Source organism: Plantactinospora sp. B6F1, from assembly GCF_040120695.1.
Classification (GTDB): Bacteria; Actinomycetota; Actinomycetes; order Mycobacteriales; family Micromonosporaceae; genus Plantactinospora.
The window spans coordinates 1-17763 of record NZ_JBEEAC010000016.1 but is presented as its reverse complement, the minus strand read 5'-3'; the positions used below and the strand labels follow the sequence as shown (position 1 = coordinate 17763).

The 17763-nt window shown below is 72.7% G+C and carries 16 protein-coding genes and 1 riboswitch; of the genes, 8 read left to right on the top strand and 8 right to left on the bottom strand.

Annotation, left to right across the window (positions count from 1 at the left end):
- Window positions 1–20 precede the first annotated feature (20 nt).
- The 3 genes from ABNF97_RS20495 to ABNF97_RS20485 are packed head-to-tail and all read right to left on the bottom strand — an operon-like array spanning window position 21 to window position 2829.
- Complete coding sequence (locus tag ABNF97_RS20495) at window positions 21–869, bottom strand: menaquinone biosynthetic enzyme MqnA/MqnD family protein (RefSeq protein ID WP_349339445.1); 849 nt, start codon at window positions 867–869, stop codon at window positions 21–23.
- Window positions 866–2188, bottom strand: coding sequence for an MFS transporter (locus tag ABNF97_RS20490; RefSeq protein ID WP_349339444.1), 1323 nt, complete (start codon window positions 2186–2188; stop codon window positions 866–868). Before ABNF97_RS20490 ends, ABNF97_RS20495 begins: the two co-directional genes overlap by 4 nt.
- 59 nt (window positions 2189–2247) lie before the next feature.
- On the bottom strand, window positions 2248–2829 hold the full coding sequence (locus tag ABNF97_RS20485) for an ArsR/SmtB family transcription factor (protein WP_349339443.1): 582 nt from the start codon (window positions 2827–2829) through the stop codon (window positions 2248–2250).
- Window positions 2830–2965: 136 nt separating this feature from the next.
- On the opposite strand from ABNF97_RS20485, the gene ABNF97_RS20480 reads away from it, so the two are divergent.
- From ABNF97_RS20480 to ABNF97_RS20450, 7 genes are all read left to right on the top strand, one after another.
- A complete protein-coding gene (locus ABNF97_RS20480; RefSeq protein ID WP_130461599.1) occupies window positions 2966–4381 on the top strand; it encodes an ATP-binding protein in 1416 nt (471 codons plus the stop codon).
- Window positions 4382–4543: 162 nt separating this feature from the next.
- Window positions 4544–6541, top strand: a complete 1998-nt coding sequence (locus tag ABNF97_RS20475) for a HelD family protein (RefSeq protein ID WP_349339442.1) — start codon at window positions 4544–4546, stop codon at window positions 6539–6541.
- A 335-nt stretch (window positions 6542–6876) separates the two neighbouring features.
- The gene (locus tag ABNF97_RS20470) at window positions 6877–8025 is read left to right on the top strand and encodes a serine hydrolase domain-containing protein (RefSeq protein WP_502930531.1); all 1149 of its coding nucleotides are present in this window, start codon (window positions 6877–6879) and stop codon (window positions 8023–8025) included.
- A 73-nt stretch (window positions 8026–8098) separates the two neighbouring features.
- On the top strand, window positions 8099–8830 hold the full coding sequence (locus tag ABNF97_RS20465; protein WP_207230440.1) for a transporter: 732 nt from the start codon (window positions 8099–8101) through the stop codon (window positions 8828–8830).
- Window positions 8827–9147, top strand: a complete 321-nt coding sequence (locus ABNF97_RS20460) for a transcriptional regulator (RefSeq protein ID WP_130461596.1) — start codon at window positions 8827–8829, stop codon at window positions 9145–9147. The genes ABNF97_RS20465 and ABNF97_RS20460 overlap by 4 nt, the downstream gene beginning before the upstream one ends.
- Complete coding sequence (locus tag ABNF97_RS20455) at window positions 9144–10076, top strand: ATP-binding cassette domain-containing protein (protein ID WP_130461595.1); 933 nt, start codon at window positions 9144–9146, stop codon at window positions 10074–10076. Before ABNF97_RS20460 ends, ABNF97_RS20455 begins: the two co-directional genes overlap by 4 nt.
- Before the next feature lie 13 nt (window positions 10077–10089).
- The gene (locus ABNF97_RS20450) at window positions 10090–10827 is read left to right on the top strand and encodes an ABC transporter permease (RefSeq protein WP_130461594.1); all 738 of its coding nucleotides are present in this window, start codon (window positions 10090–10092) and stop codon (window positions 10825–10827) included.
- Here ABNF97_RS20450 and ABNF97_RS20445 read toward each other — a convergent pair.
- The 3 genes from ABNF97_RS20445 to ABNF97_RS20435 all read right to left on the bottom strand — a co-directional run bounded on the left by ABNF97_RS20445 (window position 10824) and on the right by ABNF97_RS20435 (window position 13707).
- A complete protein-coding gene (locus ABNF97_RS20445; protein ID WP_130461593.1) occupies window positions 10824–11660 on the bottom strand; it encodes an ATP-binding cassette domain-containing protein in 837 nt (278 codons plus the stop codon). The genes ABNF97_RS20450 and ABNF97_RS20445 overlap by 4 nt on opposite strands.
- On the bottom strand, window positions 11657–12691 hold the full coding sequence (locus tag ABNF97_RS20440) for a FecCD family ABC transporter permease (RefSeq protein WP_349339511.1): 1035 nt from the start codon (window positions 12689–12691) through the stop codon (window positions 11657–11659). The genes ABNF97_RS20445 and ABNF97_RS20440 overlap by 4 nt, the downstream gene beginning before the upstream one ends.
- 86 nt (window positions 12692–12777) lie before the next feature.
- On the bottom strand, window positions 12778–13707 hold the full coding sequence (locus ABNF97_RS20435; protein WP_130461592.1) for an ABC transporter substrate-binding protein: 930 nt from the start codon (window positions 13705–13707) through the stop codon (window positions 12778–12780).
- Window positions 13708–13812: 105 nt separating this feature from the next.
- Window positions 13813–13908: riboswitch (cobalamin riboswitch) on the bottom strand.
- Window positions 13909–14069: 161 nt separating this feature from the next.
- Here ABNF97_RS20435 and recQ point away from each other — a divergent pair.
- Window positions 14070–15950, top strand: coding sequence for a DNA helicase RecQ (gene recQ / locus ABNF97_RS20430; RefSeq protein ID WP_130461591.1), 1881 nt, complete (start codon window positions 14070–14072; stop codon window positions 15948–15950).
- Between the two features lie 42 nt (window positions 15951–15992).
- Here the strand turns inward: recQ and ABNF97_RS20425 are convergent, their stop codons facing one another.
- Complete coding sequence (locus ABNF97_RS20425; protein WP_130461590.1) at window positions 15993–16568, bottom strand: flavoprotein; 576 nt, start codon at window positions 16566–16568, stop codon at window positions 15993–15995.
- On the bottom strand, window positions 16565–17692 hold the full coding sequence (locus tag ABNF97_RS20420; protein ID WP_502930530.1) for a hypothetical protein: 1128 nt from the start codon (window positions 17690–17692) through the stop codon (window positions 16565–16567). The genes ABNF97_RS20425 and ABNF97_RS20420 overlap by 4 nt, the downstream gene beginning before the upstream one ends.
- Window positions 17693–17763 lie beyond the last annotated feature (71 nt).

Sequence of the window (17763 nt, the reverse complement as noted above, 5' to 3'; positions counted from 1 at the left end):
GGCGCCCGGGAGAGCGGGAGTCAGCCGGAGAAGAAGACCGGCCCGCCCGCCGGCAGCGGCGGTACGCCGGCCAGGTCGACGGCGCGGCGGGCGAACTCCCGCAGCCCCGCCACCTGGCGCTCGCCGAGCGAGAAGTCCAGCGTCCGGAAGTACGTCGCCAGGGTCGACGCGTCGAACGGCTCCCACCGGGCCGCCGCCTCGGCGACCTCGTCCAGCTCGGCCAGGCAGAGGTCCCGGGAGCGCAGGAACGCCTGGTGCACCTCCTTGACCTGCCCGGGGTGGCTGGCCGCGAAGTCCCGGCGTACCGCCCAGACGGCGAAGACCATCGGCAGTCCGGTCCAGTCCCGCCAGGCCTGGCCGAGGTCGGTGACGGCCAGCCCGCGCCCGGGCGCCTCGTAGAGGGCGCGCAGCGCGACGTCGCCGATCAGCACCCCGGCCTCGGCCTCCAGCAGCATGGTGGTCAGGTCGGGCGGGCAGGTGAAGTACTCCGGGTCGATACCGTACTGCTGGGCCAGCAGCATCCGGGCCAGCAGCACCCCGGTCCGGGAGGTGGAACCGAGGGCGACCCTGGCGCCGTCCAGCTCGGACAGCGGCCGGGTGGAGACGATGTTGACCGAGAGCACCGGGCCGTCGCTGCCGACCGCGAGATCCGGCAGCAGCAGCAGCTCGTCGGCGTGCCTGAGATACTCGACCAGGGTGATCGGCCCGATGTCGAGGTCACCGGCGACCAGGGCGGCGCTGAGCCGTTCCGGCGAGTCCTTGTGCAGCTCGACGTCGATCAGCGCACCGGAGCGCATCAGCCCCCAGTAGATCGGCAGGCAGTTCAGGAACTGGATGTGGCCTACCCGGGGTCGCCGCAGCTCGGTCATGCCCCGACGGTAACCGCCGGCTCGACCGGCCGCTCGGCCGACCGGAACGGAAGTGGCCCAGGACGCAGCGTGGCCCGCTCACGCCGGGCGGCCCGCAGCACCACCGGGGTCACCGCCGCGACCACGGCCAGCCCGGCCAGCCCGGTCGCCGCGACCAGCGGGCGGGGTGGAAAGCCGGTGAGCAGGAGGCCGCCGGCCAGGTAGCCGAACATTCCGGCACCCTGGATCGCGGCGCCCTGCGCGGCGAAGGCCCGGCCGCGCGCCTCCGGCGGCACCCGATTGGCCAGCACCAGGTTGCTGAATACGTTCAGCCCGCCGTTGGCGACGCCGCCGACCAGCCAGAGCGGGAGCAGCCAGCCGGCGGCCGGCACGGTGGCGCCGAGTCCGACCAGCAGGCAGGCCGCGCCGAGCATCCCGAGCACGCCCTTGACTAGGGCACCGTCGTCCCGGGCCCGCCGGGCGGTGCCGGCGAGCAGCCAGGCGCCGGTCAGCATGCCGGCGGTCCAGGCCGCGCTGACCAGTCCGAACATCGTGGTCGAGGAGTGCAGGGTCTCGCGGACGTAGAAGACCTCGATCACGTTGACCGCGCCGACCCCGGCCACCGTCGCGGCGATCGCGGCCACCATCGTCCAGAGCAGCGGGTCGCGACGCAGCCGCCAGGCCGGGGTCGTCGGCGTCGTACCCGTCCCGCCAGCCGTTCCCGCCGCCCGTCGGCCGCCCCGCCGCGTACCCAGCAGCAGCCCCGCCGCGATCAGCGCGAGATAGCTGCCGGCGTCGAGCAGCAGCGGAATCCGGGCACCGAACTGGCCGACCAGCAGCCCGGCCAGGGCCGGCGCGACGAGCATGCCGACCGAGCCGGCGGTCTGGTTGATCGCGCTCGCCCGGGGCAGGTCGTTGCGACGCACCATCTCGGGGAGCAGGGCGGCCAGGGTCGGCTGGGTCACCGCCAGCCCGCAGGCGAGCAGCGCGGCGAGCAGCAGGATCACGGCGGTGCTCTCGGCGAAGGCGAGTGCCGCGCAGACCGCAGCCTGGCCGACGCCGGCCCAGACCAGCAGGGTGCGGCTGTCCACCTGGTCGGCCAGTCGACCGGTCAGCGGGGCGAGCAGCACCAGCGGCAGAGTGGCGGCCAGCATCACCCCGGAAACAGCCAGTCCGCCGGCGCCGGCGGACTGCAGGGCGAGTGCCAGCGCGGTCGCGGCGAGGAAGTCCCCGCAGGTCGAGATGGCCCGGGCACCGGCGGCCAGATAGACGTCCCGCCAGTGCGAGACCGCCGGTGTGCCGTGGTCGGGCATGCCAGGACCGGCAGTTGTGAAGGACATACTTCGAAAGTAACCCTTCACAATTGCCGTACGCAACCCCGGCCCGGCCTGGGCCGGATTCACTCCATCGGCAGCGCCGCGTAGTGGACCATCACCGGGCGGGAGCCCTCGGGCGGCCCGACCCGCTCCCGCCGCCGGTACGGCCGCATCAGCTCGCGGATCCGGCCGTTCAGCTCCGTCAGCTCCTCGGCGGTCAGCATCAGCACCGCGCTGCCGTACTGGGCCGCGTCGTACCACTCCTTCGACTCCTCGCCGAACCGTCGCGCCCAGTCCCGGACCCGGGCCATGTCGCGGGCGGCGTACACCTCGATCAGGGTCTCCTGGGCGGCCCGCGCCTCCGGCGACGCGTCCTGGCCGACCTCCACCCCCCACGAGCCGACGCTGCTGCGCCAGAGCCGCTCACGGGCGTCGCCCCGGCTCGGCGCCTGCTCGACCAGGCCGAACTTCGCCAGCTCCCGCAGGTGGTAGCTGACCGCGCTCGGCGACAGACCGACGATCTCGGCGCACTCAGTCGCGGTGACCGCCGTCCCGGTCGTGGTCAGGTGCTCCATGATGCCCAGCCGGGCCGGGTGCGCCAGGGCCCGCATCACCTGCGGATCGCTGATCATCATCGGCCGCTGCTCGACGGGCTGCTCGGTCATGCGCCAATGATTCCGCCTCCGGGCCGGCCGGTGGCAACGACCCGGGCGCACCGGGGAGCCGACGCCGGCGGCCTACTACAAACTGTTTGTACTACAACCAGCCAGTGCTACAAACAGTTTGTAGTAGGCTGGCCGCATGCCGATCGTGGGACGGGCGGCCGAACTGGCCGAGCTGACCTCAGCCTGGCAGCGGGCCACTGAGGGACATCCCGAGCTGGCGGTGGTCTGGGGCCGCCGCCGGGTCGGCAAGACGTACCTGCTCACTCACTTTGCCAGGGACAAGCGAGCGGTCTACTTCACCGCCACCCGGCAGGACGCCGACGACCGGCAGCTCCGCCGGTTCGCCGAGGCGCTGCGCGAGCAGCTCGGCGACGAGGTGGCCGATCTGGCCCCGACGACCTTCCCCGACTGGGAGGCCGCACTGCGGTTCGTCGCCCGACTGGCCCGCACCGATCCGCTGCTCGTGGTGCTCGACGAGGCGCCCCGGCTGACCGGCGGGCACGCCGACTTCGCCGACACCGTCTCCGCCGTCTGGGAGAACCACGTCCGCGACCAGCGGTTTCTGCTGGTGCTCTCCGGGTCGGCGGTCGCGTTGATGGAGCAGATGCTCGGCCCGCAGGGCGGGCTGCACCGGCGGGCCGGCGTCGAGCGCCGGATGGATCCGTTCCCGCTGCTGGACGCCAGGGCCTTCCTGCCCGACCTGGCGCCCGAACAGTTCCTCGAGGCGTACGCGGCCTGCGGCGGCTACCCGCTGCACCTGAGCCGGTGGTCGGCACGGCGCTCCACAGAGGAGAACCTGCACGAGTTGGCCTTCACCCCCGGCGGCCTGCTGCTGCGCGACGCGCCGGACATCCTCTCCGAGGACCTCGACTGGCGGGGCGGCTACGAGCGGGTGCTGACCGCGATGGGCGGAGGCGCTCGGCGACGGTCCCGGATCGCCGGCCGGGCCCAGCAACGGATCGACTACACCCTCGACCGGCTACGCCGAGCCGGCTACGTCCGAGCGGTACGCCCGGTCGGCGCGGGCAGCTCGGCCGATCCGCTGTACGAGATCGCCGACGACTACCTCGCATACTGGTTCGCCGTGCTGCGCGACGACGCCGACCTGATCGACGGCGGTCAGGGGCCCGCGGTCCGGCGACGCACCTGGGGGCGGTGGCAGACGCACGTCGCGCGGGTGTTCGAGGCGGCGGCCCGGGATCACGCCCAGCGCCTGGTGGCCACGGGTGCGCTGCCCGCCGAAACGGTGGTCGGCCGCTGGTGGAAGGACGAGACCGTGGAGATCGACGTACTCGGCCGGGCCGGCGACGATCCCGTACTCGTCGGCGAGGCCCGGTGGCAGGCCAAGCCGCTCACCCTGCGCGACCTGACGGACCTGCGGCGCCGGGCCGGCCACCTGCCGCCACCCGGACCGGCCGGCCTGACCTTCGGGTTCTGGTCACGCGGCGGTGGCGACGAGACGCTGGCCAACCACCCGGAGGTCCGCACCTTCACTCCAGGCGACATGCTGGCGAGCACACCCGGCCGGCGGTCCGGCCGGCGCGGCGGATGAAACTCGGTGGAACGGGAACCGAGCCGCAGGTAGGCTGGCTGGCCGCTTGACGGCCGAGGTGAGAAAGCACCGCAGCGGACGTCCCCGCGCCGGGAGCCGGCCATCCGCCCCCGGACACGCGAGCGAGCAACCGACGCGCTGACGCGCCGATGGGATACCAGCATGCCCGCACAGGACCTCGACACCGACCTGGAGTACGAACGCGCACACCTGGCCGCCTCCCGGGCCGCCCTGCGGCGGATGCGGGAGCACGCCGAGTCACTCTTCGCGACCGGCCAGGACGTGGCCGGTGACGCGTACGCGGCCGAGACGCTCGGCCGGACCCTCTCCCGGCGGGTCGCCGAACTCGCCGACGACCCGAACACCCCGCTCTTCTTCGGCCGCCTCGACTTCGCCGACGCGAGTCACCACATCGGGCGGCGGCACGTCACCGACCCGGCCGGCGAGCCGATGGTGCTGGACTGGCGGGCCCCGATCTCCCGCTCGTTCTACCGGGCCAGCGCCCGCGACCCGCAGGGGGTGCGGGTCCGGCGGCGGTTCGGCTTCGGCGCCGGCCAGCTCACCAGCTTCGAGGACGAACACCTCGACCGGGGCGAGGAGTACGGCACCGCGAGCCGGATCCTCACCGCCGAGATCGAACGTCCCCGGGTCGGGCCGATGCGGGACATCGTCGCCACCATCCAGCCGGAACAGGACGAGCTGGTCCGGGCCGAGCTGGCCGACTCGATCTGCGTGCAGGGTGCACCGGGGACCGGGAAGACGGCGGTCGGGCTGCACCGGGCCGCCTACCTGCTCTACCTGCACCGGGAGCGGCTGCGCCGGTCCGGGGTACTCGTCGTCGGGCCGAACCGGGCGTTCCTGTCGTACATCTCGGCGGTGCTGCCGGCGCTCGGCGAGGTGGAGGTGACCCAGGCGACCGTGGAGGACCTGCTCGGCACCCCGGTCCGGGCGGTGGACCCACCGGCCACCGCCGCGCTGAAGCACGATCCCCGGATGGCCGAGGTGCTGCGCCGGGCCCTGGCCCGGCAGGTGCGGGCGCCGGAGGAGCCGATCGTGGTCTCCGACGGCTCGTACCGGTGGCGGGTGACGGCGGAGGCGCTGCGCCGGATCGTCGAGGAGGCCCGCCGGGAGGGGCTGCCGTACGCCACCGGCCGGGAGCGGGTCCGGGCCCGGGTGGTCGGGCTGCTGCAACGGCAGTCGGAGGCCCGTCGGGGCGACTCCCCCGGCGATGGCTGGCTGCGCCGGATGGGCCGGTGCAAGCCGGTCACCGAGTTTCTCGATCACTGCTGGCCGGCGGTCACCCCGGACGGGCTGCTGCACCGGCTGCTGGCCGACCCGGAGGCGCTGGCGGCCACCGCCGACGGACTGCTCAGCGAGGCCGAGCAGGCGTTGCTGACCTGGCCGAAGCCGCCCCGCACGGCAAGGGCGACGAAGTGGACCGCCGCCGACGCCGTACTGGTCGACGAGGCGGCCGGGCTGGTCGAGCGGCTGCCCAGCTTCGGGCACGTGGTGGTCGACGAGGCGCAGGATCTCTCCCCGATGCAGTGCCGGGTGATCGCCCGGCGCAGCGAGCACGGCTCGCTCACCCTCCTCGGCGACCTCGCCCAGGGCACCGCCCCGTGGGCCGCCACCGACTGGCGGGAGTCGCTGCGGCACCTCGGCAAGCCGGACGCCTCGGTGGTGCCGCTCACCATCGGGTTCCGGGTACCGGCGGCGGTGGTGGCGCTGGCCAACCGGCTGCTGCCGGCACTGGCCGTGGACGTACCGCCGGCCGAGTCGCTGCGCTCGGACGGCGCGCTGGACATCCGTACCGTGGCCGACCTGCCGGCGGCGACGGTGGCCGAGGTGCGGGCGGCGCTGGCCCACGACGGTTCGATCGCGGTGATCGCCGCCGAGGCCGAGGCGGCCGGGCTGCGCGCCGCGCTGGCCGGTGCCGGGATCCCGACCGCGAGCGCCGACGAGGTGGAGGCGGCGGCCCGGGTCACGGTCGTGCCGGCGACCCTGGCGAAGGGCCTGGAGTACGACCACGTGATCGTCGTCGAGCCGGCCCGGATCGTGGCGGCCGAACCGCGCGGCCTGCACCGGCTCTACGTGGTGCTGACCCGGGCGGTGTCCCGGCTCGCGGTGCTGCACAGCGAGCCGCTGCCCGCACCCCTGTGACCGGGGCGTCACATTTTCCGGCTCCACCTCACGGGGGAGCCGGTCGGTGGAGGGCGGGGCGGCCGGCTCGTCCACGGTGTCGAGTCGTACCTCGGCACCGAAGTGGACGAGCCGGCGCCCGGGGCGGGGCAGAATCCAAAGGGAACCGACCAGCCTCGACCTGGGGAGGACACTTGTCCGCGTACCGTGCACACCAGTCCCGCCGCGACTTCCTGCGTACCGTCGCGGGTTCGGCCCTGACCGCCACCGCGCTCGCCGCCGGCGCCTCCCCGGCCCTGGCCGGCCCGGCCGGCGCCACCCGGACCGGCTCCGGCGACGCCCTGCCGGACGGGGCGCTGCGCGACGCCCTGCGCGCGATCACCGACGCCGGGATGCCCGGCGTCTTCGCCGAGGTGCGCGACGGTCGCGAGACCTGGCGCGGGGCCAGCGGGGTGGCCGAGGTGACCACCGGCCGGCCGATGCGACCGTACTTCCAGCACCGGATCGGCAGCATCACCAAGACGTTCGTCTCGACGGTACTGCTGCAACTGGTCGCCGAACGCCGGCTCTGGCTCGACGCGCCGCTGCGCCGCTACCTGCCCCGGCTCGCCCCGGCCGGGGTGACCGTGCGGATGCTGCTCAACCACACCAGCGGGATCAACGACTTCGACAACGTGATCTTCGGCTCGGTGGAGAACATCGAGAAGTACCAGCACACCACCGTCCGGCCGCTGGAGCTGGTCGCGATGGGAATGGGCCAACCGCCGACCAACGCGCCGGGCGAGCGGCACTCCTACTCGAACACCAACTATGTGCTCGCCGGGCTGCTGCTGGAACGGATCACCGGGCGACCGGCCACCGTCGAGATCACCCGCCGCGTGTTGCGCCCGCTCGGACTGCACCGGACCTACTTCCCGGGTACGGACCCGCGGATCCACGGGCCACACGCGGCCGGGTACGTGCCCTGGGTCGACGGAACGCTGCGGGACTTCAGCGTCTTCAACATGTCCTGGGCCTGGATGGTCGGGGACATCGTCTCCACCACCGCCGACCTGAACCGGTTCTTCCGGGGGCTGCTCGGTGGCCGGCTGCTTCGCCCGGCCGAACTGGCGCAGATGCGGCGTACCGTTCCGATCGACCCGGCCGCCCCGGACGGCGCCCGGTACGGGCTCGGCCTGCTCACGGCACCCATGCCGGACGGTCCGGTCTGGGGGCACGACGGTGTCGTACTCGGCCACCACACCGTCTCGCTGCACTCGCCCGACGGGCGCCGCCAGGTCAGCGTCGCGCTGAACGCCACCCACTACTGGGTACCGGGGCAGCCCGATCCGATCGGCATGGCGCTGAATGCCTTCCTGTTCACCGCGCTCGGCGGTACGGCGACACCGGAGACGACCCTCCGGGGCCGTACCCCGGCAGGCCCGCTGGCGAACGGGCCGCTGACCGCCGCTCCGGGCACGGCGGTGCTGCACCGGCCGCTGCCCCGCGCGCACGTCGCCGGCTGACGGCCGGAGCACCGCACCGCGCTCGCACCCCTGGTTGGCGCGGCCATGGACTTTGTGTTGTAAACTCGTTTACGTGACTGGGAACTTTGATGACAACCGCACCGGCGAACCGGCCCACCACGACGAGCTGCCGCCACCCGACCCGGCCGCCGCGCTCCGGCTGATCGTCGCGCAGCAGGCCGAGGCGGCCCGCAAGCTGAGCCCCAACCTGCTCTGGTACTACTGGCCCTGGGGCCTGGCCTGGCTGATCGGCTTCGGCCTGTTCTTCCTGCGCTTCGGGCCGGACGGCCGGGTCTTCGTGGACCTGCCCGGCTGGCTGCCACTGGTCACCCTGCTCGCCCTGCTGGTCGCCGCCGGGATCACCTCCGGGATCGTCGGTGGCCGGACCTACGGTCAGGTCACCGGCGACTCCCAGCGGCGCGGCCTGTGGTACGGCCTGGCCTGGGGCCTCGGGTTCAGCAGCGTCAGCACGGCACTCGGCCAGGTCTCCGACCACCTGCCCGAGGACGTCGCCGGACTGCTCTGGGCCGGCGTCACCGTCGGGCTCACCGGCGCCCTGCACATGGCCGGCGGTGCGGTCTGGCTGGACCGCAACCTGTTCCGGCTCGGCGTCTGGATCAGCGTCATCAACATCGTGGGGCTGGTGGCCGGCTCCGGCTGGCACGCCCTGTTGATCTCGGTGGCCGGAGGTGGCGGGATGCTGGTGGCCGGCGTCCACTTCCTGCTGCGCGACCGGCGTCACGGCCGGAACCTCGCCGCCGGCGCGTCGGGCACCCCGAGCGGGAGCGCGCGGAGCGACTCGTGACCGGCCTGCCCGAACTCGACCCCGTGATCCACGCGCAGGCCCGGCTACGGGTGACCGCGACCCTCGCCACCCTGCGGGGCAACGACCGGATCACCTTCCCGCGACTCCAGGACATCCTCCAGATGACCGCCGGAAACCTCTCGGTGCACCTGCGCAAGCTCGAAGAGGCCGGCTACGTCGAGATCGTCAAAACCCACCACGGCCGCACCCCGACCACCCTCGTCGCACTCACCCGACGCGGCCGGTTCGCCTTCGAGGAGTACACCCTGGCCGTCCGCGCCCTGCTCGACCCGCCACAGACCGAGGAGAAGCAATGATTCTCGCCCGCGCCGTCCAGGCCACCCGCCGATACGGCGACGTCACCGCCCTCGACCGGGTCGACCTCGACCTTCCGGCCGGGGAACTGGTCGGGCTGCTCGGCCCGAACGGCGCCGGCAAGAGCACCCTGCTCAACCTGCTGGTCGGGTTGCGCCGGGTCAGCTCCGGCCGGGTCGAACTCTTCGGCGGCGACCCCCGCGACCCGGCCTGCCGTCGGCAGATCGGGATGACGCCGCAGGAGACCGGGCTGCCGCCGACCCTGCGGGTCGGCGAGGTCGTCGACTTCGTCTCCGCGCACTACACCGACCCGGTCCCCCGAGCCGAACTGCTCGGCCGGTTCGGCATCGGCGACCTGGTCCGGCGGCAGACCGGTGGGCTCTCCGGCGGGCAGAAGCGCCGGCTGGCGGTCGCGCTCGCCTTCGTCGGGCGTCCCCGGCTCGTCTTCCTGGACGAGCCGACCACCGGGCTGGACGTGACCGCCCGCCGCGAACTCTGGGACGGCATCCGCCAGTTCCACGCCGAGGGCGGCACGGTGCTGCTGAGCAGCCACTACCTGGAGGAGATCGAGGCACTGGCACACCGGGTGGTGGTGCTCGGCCACGGCCGGGTGCTGGCCGACGACAGCGTCACCGCGATCCGTGACCTGGTCGGGGTCCGTCGGGTCAGCCTGGTCGCCCCGGAACTGCCGGCCCTGCCCGGAGTACGCGCCGTGGAGCGGGTCGACGGCGTCACCCACCTGCTCACCACCGACGCGGACCGGCTCGTCCGGGACCTGGTGCACAGCGGCGTCTCCTTCGCCGACCTGGAGATCCGGCCGAGCAGCCTGGAGGACGCCTTCCTGGCCATCACCGAGGCACAGCCCGACCCCCGGACGCGGCCGAACCCGGCGCAGTCCCACCCCCAGCCCGCCCAGACCGCCGACCTGTGACGGAGACCCAACCGTGCGACTCTCACTCGTGCACACCAGATTCCAACTGCTGGAGACGATCCGGATCCCCATCGCGCTGGTCGGTAGCGCCTTCTTCCCGGCCGCCTCGATGCTCTTCTTCGTCGTGCCGTTCAGCGGCGACGACCCGGTGATGGCCACCTACGCCACCGCCTCGATGGTCACCTTCGCGGTGATGAGCACCAACATCTTCCAGTACGGCATCGGGGTGGCCGAGGACCGCGCGCAACCCTGGGATCCGTACCTGCGGACGCTGCCGGCCGGAGCCGCGCCCCGGTTCGCCGGCCGGATCCTCGCCGGCCTGATCCTGACCCTGATCTCGCTGCTCCCGGTGGTGGTGATCGCGGCGGTGGCCACCGAGGCCCGGGTGACCGGCCCGGCGTTCCTGGCCGCGCTCGGCACCGTGGTGGTGGTCGCGGTGCCGTTCACCCTGATGGGGCTCGCCATCGGCTACTCGCTGCCGAGCAAGGCGGCGATCGTGGTCGCCCAGGTGGTCTTCTTCCCGCTGGCCTTCGGCGGTGGCCTGCTCTTCCCGCCCGGCAGCTCGCCAGGGTTCATCGAGGCGATCGCCCCGTACCTGCCGACCCGGGGAGCGGTCGAGCTGATGTGGGCGGCCGTCGGGGAGTTTCCGGTCGACCGGCTCTCGCTGGTGATGCTCGGCGTCTGGATCGTGCTGTTGGCCGCGGTCGCCGGCTGGGCGTACCGGCGGGACGAGGGGCGGCGGTTCAGCTAGTCGCGGCGTTCCCCCGCCGGGGAGGTGGCCCGCCGGGTCCGGACCGGGACGACGAGAGGGCCGTGCTCCCCCTCGATCACCCGGACCCGGGCCCGGTAGTGCATACCGAGCAGCTCGTCGGTGAGCACCTCCCGGGGTGGGCCGTCGGCGGCCACCGCACCGGCGGCGACCAGCACCATCCGGTCGGCGTACTCGCCGGCGACCGAGAGGTCGTGCATGGTGGCCAGCACCGTCAGCCCGTGGTCGGCGCGGAGCTGGTCGACGAGTTCCAGCACCTCCTGCTGGTGACCGATGTCCAGCGCGCTGGTCGGCTCATCGAGCAGCAGCAGCGGGGCGCCCTGGGCCAGCGCCCGGGCCAGGAAGACCCGCTGCCGCTCGCCACCGGAGAGCGTCGCCAGCGGGCGGGCCGCGAATCCGGTCAGGTCCAGCCGGTCGAGCACGTCGTGCGCGGCCGCCAGGTCGGCGGCGGACTCCCGGCCCAGCGGCGGCACGTACGGGGTGCGGCCGAGCAACACGTAGTCGAGTACCGCCATCCCGGCCGGCACGACCGGGGTCTGCGGCACCGTCGCCACCATCCGGGCCCGGTCCCGGCGGCGGAGCTGGGCGATCGGCGTGCCGAAGAGGGAGACCGAGCCGGTGCTGGCCGACAGCAGCCCGCCGACCGCGCGGAGCAGGGTCGACTTGCCGGCGCCGTTGGGACCGATCACGGTGACCCACTCCCCGGTCCGGACCGACAGGTTCACCCCGGCCAGGATGGGTGCCCTGCCGAATGTGACGCCGAGGTCGGTCACCTCGACGGCGAGGCCGCTCGGCGGGCTCGGGACGCCGGTCATTCCGCCACCCGCCGGGTGGTGCGCAGCACGATGGCGAAGAACGGGCCGCCGAGCAGCGCCGTCACCACGCCGATCGGGATCTCGGCCGGCGCGGCGACGGTCCGCGCCGCCAGGTCGGTCAGGGTCAGGAAGGCGCCGCCGAAGAGCACCGACAGCGGCAGGATCGCCCGGTAGCTCGCCCCGGCCAGCATCCGTACGACGTGCGGGACGATGACGCCGACGAAGCCGATCAACCCGGAGACCGAGACCGCGGCGGCGGTGGCCAGCGAGGCGGTGGCGACCAGCAGCAGCCGGGAGCGCTGCGGGTGCAGTCCGAGGCTGCTCGCCTCGTCGTCGCCGAGCGCCAGTACGTCGAGTTCACGCCGGTGCACCAACACCACGGCGGTGGTGAACACCGCGTACGGCAGCACCACCAGTACGTCGTGCCAGCCCGCCGTGGCCAGCCGGCCGAGCATCCACGAGTAGACCTCCTGGATGCTCTCCGCGTTGCGCTGCAACAGGTAGGTCTGGCCGGCGGCGAGGAAGGCCGAGACCGCCACCCCGGCCAGGATCAGCGTGGCCGGGGAGCGGTCCCGGCCGCCGGCCGCGCCGAGCAGGTAGGTGAGCAGGACCGCGCCGAGCGCGCCGACGAACGCGGCCAGTGGCACGGTGACCGGCAGCCCGACCGTGACGTCCGCGCCGGTGACCCCGCGTACCACGATCACGGCGGTCACCGCGAGACCCGCTCCGGCGGCGACGCCGAGCAGGTGCGGGTCGGCCAGTGGGTTGCGGAAGACGCCCTGGTAGCAGCCGCCGGCAAGGGCCAGCATCGCGCCGACGAGCAGGCCGAGCACCACCCGGGGCAGCCGCAGCTCGGTGACGATGGCGACCTGGCGCTCGTTCAGGCCGCTGTGCAGGCGCACTTGCGGTATCAGGTTGAGCAGCTCGACCGCGACGCTGCCCGGTGGCAGGCTGACCGGCCCGAACGCGATGCCGGTCACCGCGCTGACCAGTACCGCGACGAAGCCGGCAACCAGCCACCAGCGACGCAGCCCGGCGGGCCGGGCCGGCCGGCCGCCCCTGGCGCCCCGGCCGGCGACGACCGGGACGTCGGGGCGGGCCGGGGCGTCGGCTCTGCTCAAGCGGGCACCTTGGCGACCGCGTCCACGATCGTGCGGAGCAGGTCGACCACCCGGGGGCCCCACCGGGACGCGATGTCGTCGTCGAGCCCGACGATCTGGTTCTGCTTCACCGCGGTCATCCCGGACCAGCCCTTGCGGGCCGCGACGGTCTGCGCGGACTGCTGGCAGCACTTGGTGTCGGCCAGGAAGACCAGGTCCGGGTCGGCGTTGATGATCGCCTCCTCGGCGAGCTGCGGATAGCCGCCCTTCGAGCCGTCGGCGTCGGCCGGGTCGGCGATGTTCTCCAGCCCGACCATCCCGAACAGCGAACCGACGAACGTCTTGCTGGTCAGCGAGTAGTACTCCGGGCCGAGTTCGTAGAAGTAGCTCAGCTTCTCCGCCCGCTGCGGCACCTCGGCGACCAGCTTCTCGATGTCGCCCCTCATCCGGCCGACCAGCTCGGCCGCCTCGCTCGGATGCCCGGTGAGCGTGCCGAGTTCGGTGATCTGCCGGTACGTGTCATCCAGCGTCTTCGCCGCCGACGCCAGGTAGTACGGGATCTTCAACTGGCCGAGCTGGTCCACGATCTTGTTCAGATCGTTGGTCAGCACCACCAGATCGGGGTCCTTCGCGGCGATCGCCTCGGCGTTCGGCGTGAACGCCGACAACTCCGTCTTCGGCGCCTCGGCCGGATAGTTCGAGTTGTCGTCGGCGGCGGCGACCTGGCTGCCCGCGCCGATCGCGAAGAGCATCTCGGTGGCGGTCGGCCCGAGTACGACGATCTTCTCGGGGCGCTTGTCGAGGGTGAGGGTGCCGACCGTCACCGGATAGCTGGCACCGCTGGCGCTCGGGGGTGCCTGCTGGCCGGGGTCGTCGGTGGCGCAGCCGGCCAGGGCCAGCGCCGCGCTGACCAGCAGCGCGGCCAGCAGTCGAGGGGTACGTCTCATCGGTCCTCCTGTCGGACGAGGTCTGGTGCTCCGCCGACAGGTGCCTGTGCCCGTCCACGGGGCGCCCTTCCTCGAAGGCGCATTCCGCGACCGCACCGCAGGCGACCTGGCTCATCCTCCGCACCGGCTCGGACCGCCCGAGGGCGGCGAGCAGGGTGCGGGGGCATCACAGTTGCGGGACAGCGCCGGTTTCACACCGGCTTCGCTGCGGGGTGGTCGGGGCAACCGTAACGCATCCGCTCCGTGACCCGGCAGCGGCACAGCGCCGTCGGGTTCCCCTTCCGCCTGGTCAGAACCGGCCGAGCGGCGCCGTCGAAGCGCCGCGCCGCCGGTCGGGTCCGATGCCTCGTAGAATCCGCTGGATGGCCCTCCCCACCGACCAGCGGACCGACGAGACCGAGCAGCGGACCGGCGACGCCGCCGACCGGCGGACCGGTGACGCTCTGGACGCCCTGCGCCGGGTCTTCGGCTACGACAGCTTCCGAGGCGAGCAGCGCGAGATCATCGATCAGGTGGTGAGCGGCGGCGACGCGCTGGTGCTGATGCCGACCGGCGGCGGCAAGTCGCTCTGCTACCAGATCCCGGCGCTGGTCCGGGACGGGGTCGCGGTGGTGATCTCGCCGCTCATCGCGCTGATGCAGGACCAGGTCGACGCCCTGACCACCCTCGGGGTACGCGCCGGCTTCCTCAACTCCACCCAGGACCTCGACGCCCGGCGGCTGGTCGAGACGGCCTTCCTCGCCGGCGAGCTGGACCTGCTCTACCTCGCCCCCGAGGCACTCCGCTCGGAGTACGTGCTCCGGCTGCTCGACCGGGGCACGATCGCGCTCTTCGCGATCGACGAGGCGCACTGCGTCGCCCAGTGGGGCCACGACTTCCGCCCCGACTACCTGGCGCTGTCGATGCTGCACGAACGGTGGCCGGCGGTCCCCCGGATCGCGCTGACCGCCACCGCCACCCCGGAGACCCACGCCGAGATCGCGGCGCGACTCAACCTCAAAGACGCCCGGCACTTCGTCGCCAGCTTCGACCGGCCCAACATCCAGTATCGGATCGTGCCGAAGCGGGAGCCGAAGAAGCAGCTCCTCGACCTGCTCCGCACCGAGCATCCCGGCGACGCCGGCATCGTCTACTGCCTGTCCCGGGCCTCGGTGGAGAAGACCGCCGAGTTCCTGGTGCAGAACGGCATCCCGGCACTGCCGTACCACGCCGGGCTGGACGCGCCCACCCGGGCCGCCAACCAGCAGCGGTTCCTCCGCGAGGACGGGCTGGTGATGGTCGCGACGATCGCCTTCGGGATGGGGATCGACAAGCCGGACGTACGCTTCGTCGCCCATCTCGACCTGCCGAAGTCCATCGAGGGCTACTACCAGGAGACCGGTCGGGCCGGTCGGGACGGCCTGCCCTCGACCGCCTGGCTGGCGTACGGGCTTCAGGACGTGGTGCAGCAGCGCAAGTTGATCGAGAGTTCCGACGGCGACCTGGCCCGGCGCCGGGTGCTCGGCAGCCACCTCGACGCCATGCTGGCGCTCTGCGAGACGGTGCGGTGCCGGCGGATCCAACTGCTCGACTACTTCGGGCAGCAGAGCGGGCCGTGCGGCAACTGCGACACCTGCCTGACCCCGCCCGAGTCCTGGGACGGCACCGTCGCGGCGCAGAAGCTGCTCTCCACGGTGCTGCGGCTGCACCGCGAGCGCGACCAGCGGTTCGGTGCCGGCCAGTCCATCGACATCCTGCTCGGCCGGCGGACCGAGAAGGTAACCCAGCACCGGCACGACACACTGAGCGTCTTCGGCATCGGCACCGAACTGACCGAGTCCGAGTGGCGCGGCGTGGTCCGGCAACTGCTCGCCCAGGGACTGCTGGCGGTCGAGGGCGACTACGGCACGCTGGTGCTCACCGAGGCGAGCGGCGACGTACTCGGCAGGCGGCGCGAGGTGATGATGCGCCGCGAGCCGCCCCGGGCCGCCGCCGGCCGGTCCGCGAAGCCCCGCGCCGCCGGGGCCGCCGCCGTCGCGCTGCCGCCGGCCGCCGAACCGGTCTTCGAACGGCTCCGGGCCTGGCGGGCGGCGACCGCCAAGGAGCAGGGGGTGCCGGCGTACGTCATCTTCCACGACGCGACGCTCCGGCAGATCGCGGCCGAGCCGCCGACGAGCCTGGCCGAGCTGGCCCGGTTCAACGGCGTCGGGGAGAACAAGCTCGCGAAGTACGGGCAGCAGATCCTGGACACCCTCGCGGAGTGAGGCGCCGTCGACGACTCACGACGGCAGCAGCAGGCGCTACCGTCAGTCCTGATGGTCGGCCGCCGGGCGCGACTTGTGGACGAGTCGGGCCGCTGTCTCGAACGCTGCCGTCCAGGGGAAGACTTTCTGTCGGTCGTTGCCGCTGCCCGGTGGGTGAGGTTCCCAGCCGTCGTACTCGCCGAGCAGGATGCGTACGTGTTCGCGGCGGAGGTCGGCCACGGCGCGTTGGAAGGGCGCGCGGGTGGCCAGGGCGGCGTTGACGAACGGGACGATGACGGTCGGCACTTGGCGTCCGATCAGTTCGGCGACCGAGGTCATGGCGTAGTTGTCGGCGATGCCGAAGGCGATCTTGTTGATGGAGTTGTACGTGGCGGGGGCGATGACGAGCGCGTCGGCGCCAGGAAGCGTACGGCGAGTACCCGGAGACGACTGGTAGGTGGACCTGACCGGGTGCCCGGTCATCGACTCGATCGCGTGGGCGTCGATGAAGTCGATGGCGCTCGGTGTGGCGGTGACCGCCGCCGTCCAGGACCTTCCCTCGGCGGTGGCGATCAGTCTTGTGACGTCTGTGGCGGGGCCAGCGCCGCAGACGACGATCTGTAGGTGACCGGCGGTCATACCGGTATCCCGACGTGGTGGGCGAACTCGACGACGGCGGTGCGGACGTGGCCCCGGCTGAGGGCTGCCAGGTCGCCGGCGATGCGCTGGACCGCTGGTCGGCACCGGAGTTCCTCGGGCGCCACTTCGTACGCGATGCGTAACGCGTGCAGGCCGTGCTCGTAGCGTCCCCACTGGGTGTAGGCGCGTGCCACGTCGACGAAGAGCGAGGCTTTGCGTTCGGTGAGGCGGATCTTGTCCAGTGGCACCTGGCGGGCGAGGGCGATTGCGGTACCGGCGTCGCCCAGGGTCAGCGCGATGTTGACCTGGTGGAGCAGGACGTTGGTGGCGCCGAAGCCGGTCCACCGGTCGTTGCCGTCGTAGCCGAGCCGGGCGGCTGCGTGGGTGGCCTCGTCGATCATGGTCTGTGCGCTGTCCCGGTCGTCACTGCGCGCGGCGGCGATCGCACCACGGAGCAGGAGAGCGCCGTAGACGGCCACCTGGTCGGCGGACGCGAGGCGTGTGTCCTGTTCGAAGGCGCCGGCCACGTTCTCGGCCAGGTTTCTCGCCTGCTTGGTGTGGCCGTTGCTCATCAAGGCATGGGTCATGATCCGCGCACTGGTTGCCATCGCCACCGGCTCCTGGCTGGCCGCGCCTGCCTGGGCACTCTTTTCCGCTGCCACCAAAGCCATCCCTCGGTTACCGACCTTGAGTAGCACGCTGCCCACGACGTGGTACAGGTCGCTGGCCAGGGCATCGATCCGTGTCCGTCGATGACCCTCGGCTTCCGCCCGTGTCGGTCCCAGTGCGGGCAGCAGGGTTGTGAGGCCACCGAGAACCTGCTCGTACCGGCATGCCTGATAGGCAGCCTTGGTGACGGCCACGTCGCGGGCGAACTGCCGGAGGGGCAGGGCAACCGGCTCGGCCTCGTGAGCCATCGGTAGAGAGACCAGCGCGTCGAGTAGTGGCGTAATGCCGGGCAGCGCAGCCATGCCGCTGGCCGTGGCGCCCCGCAGGAACTTTCTACGCTGCACGTCACCGTCCGAGTCGGAGCCAGGTTCGTCCTTGCCAGTATCGGCGTTTGCTGCGGCTACAGAGGTTGAAAGGCTGACGTCCCTCGACGTGTCCGCGTGATCCGCGTCGATGGTTTGGGTAGGTCGGGGTGATGAGGTATCCGGCTGGTGGTGGCATGAACGCGGCAGCCCGGGTCCGGCGT

Bases quoted from the DNA above. Each gene is read 5' to 3' on its own strand.
- ABNF97_RS20425 (WP_130461590.1), bottom strand. From the start codon at position 16,568: ATGACCGCCGGTCACCTACAGATCGTCGTCTGCGGCGCTGGCCCCGCC.
- ABNF97_RS20485 (WP_349339443.1), bottom strand. From the start codon at position 2,829: ATGACCGAGCAGCCCGTCGAGCAGCGGCCGATGATGATCAGCGATCCG.
- recQ (WP_130461591.1), top strand. From the start codon at position 14,070: ATGGCCCTCCCCACCGACCAGCGGACCGACGAGACCGAGCAGCGGACC.
- ABNF97_RS20480 (WP_130461599.1), top strand. From the start codon at position 2,966: ATGCCGATCGTGGGACGGGCGGCCGAACTGGCCGAGCTGACCTCAGCC.
- ABNF97_RS20445 (WP_130461593.1), bottom strand. From the start codon at position 11,660: ATGACCGGCGTCCCGAGCCCGCCGAGCGGCCTCGCCGTCGAGGTGACC.
- ABNF97_RS20435 (WP_130461592.1), bottom strand. From the start codon at position 13,707: ATGAGACGTACCCCTCGACTGCTGGCCGCGCTGCTGGTCAGCGCGGCG.
- ABNF97_RS20475 (WP_349339442.1), top strand. From the start codon at position 4,544: ATGCCCGCACAGGACCTCGACACCGACCTGGAGTACGAACGCGCACAC.
- ABNF97_RS20490 (WP_349339444.1), bottom strand. From the start codon at position 2,188: ATGTCCTTCACAACTGCCGGTCCTGGCATGCCCGACCACGGCACACCG.
- ABNF97_RS20455 (WP_130461595.1), top strand. From the start codon at position 9,144: ATGATTCTCGCCCGCGCCGTCCAGGCCACCCGCCGATACGGCGACGTC.
- ABNF97_RS20495 (WP_349339445.1), bottom strand. From the start codon at position 869: ATGACCGAGCTGCGGCGACCCCGGGTAGGCCACATCCAGTTCCTGAAC.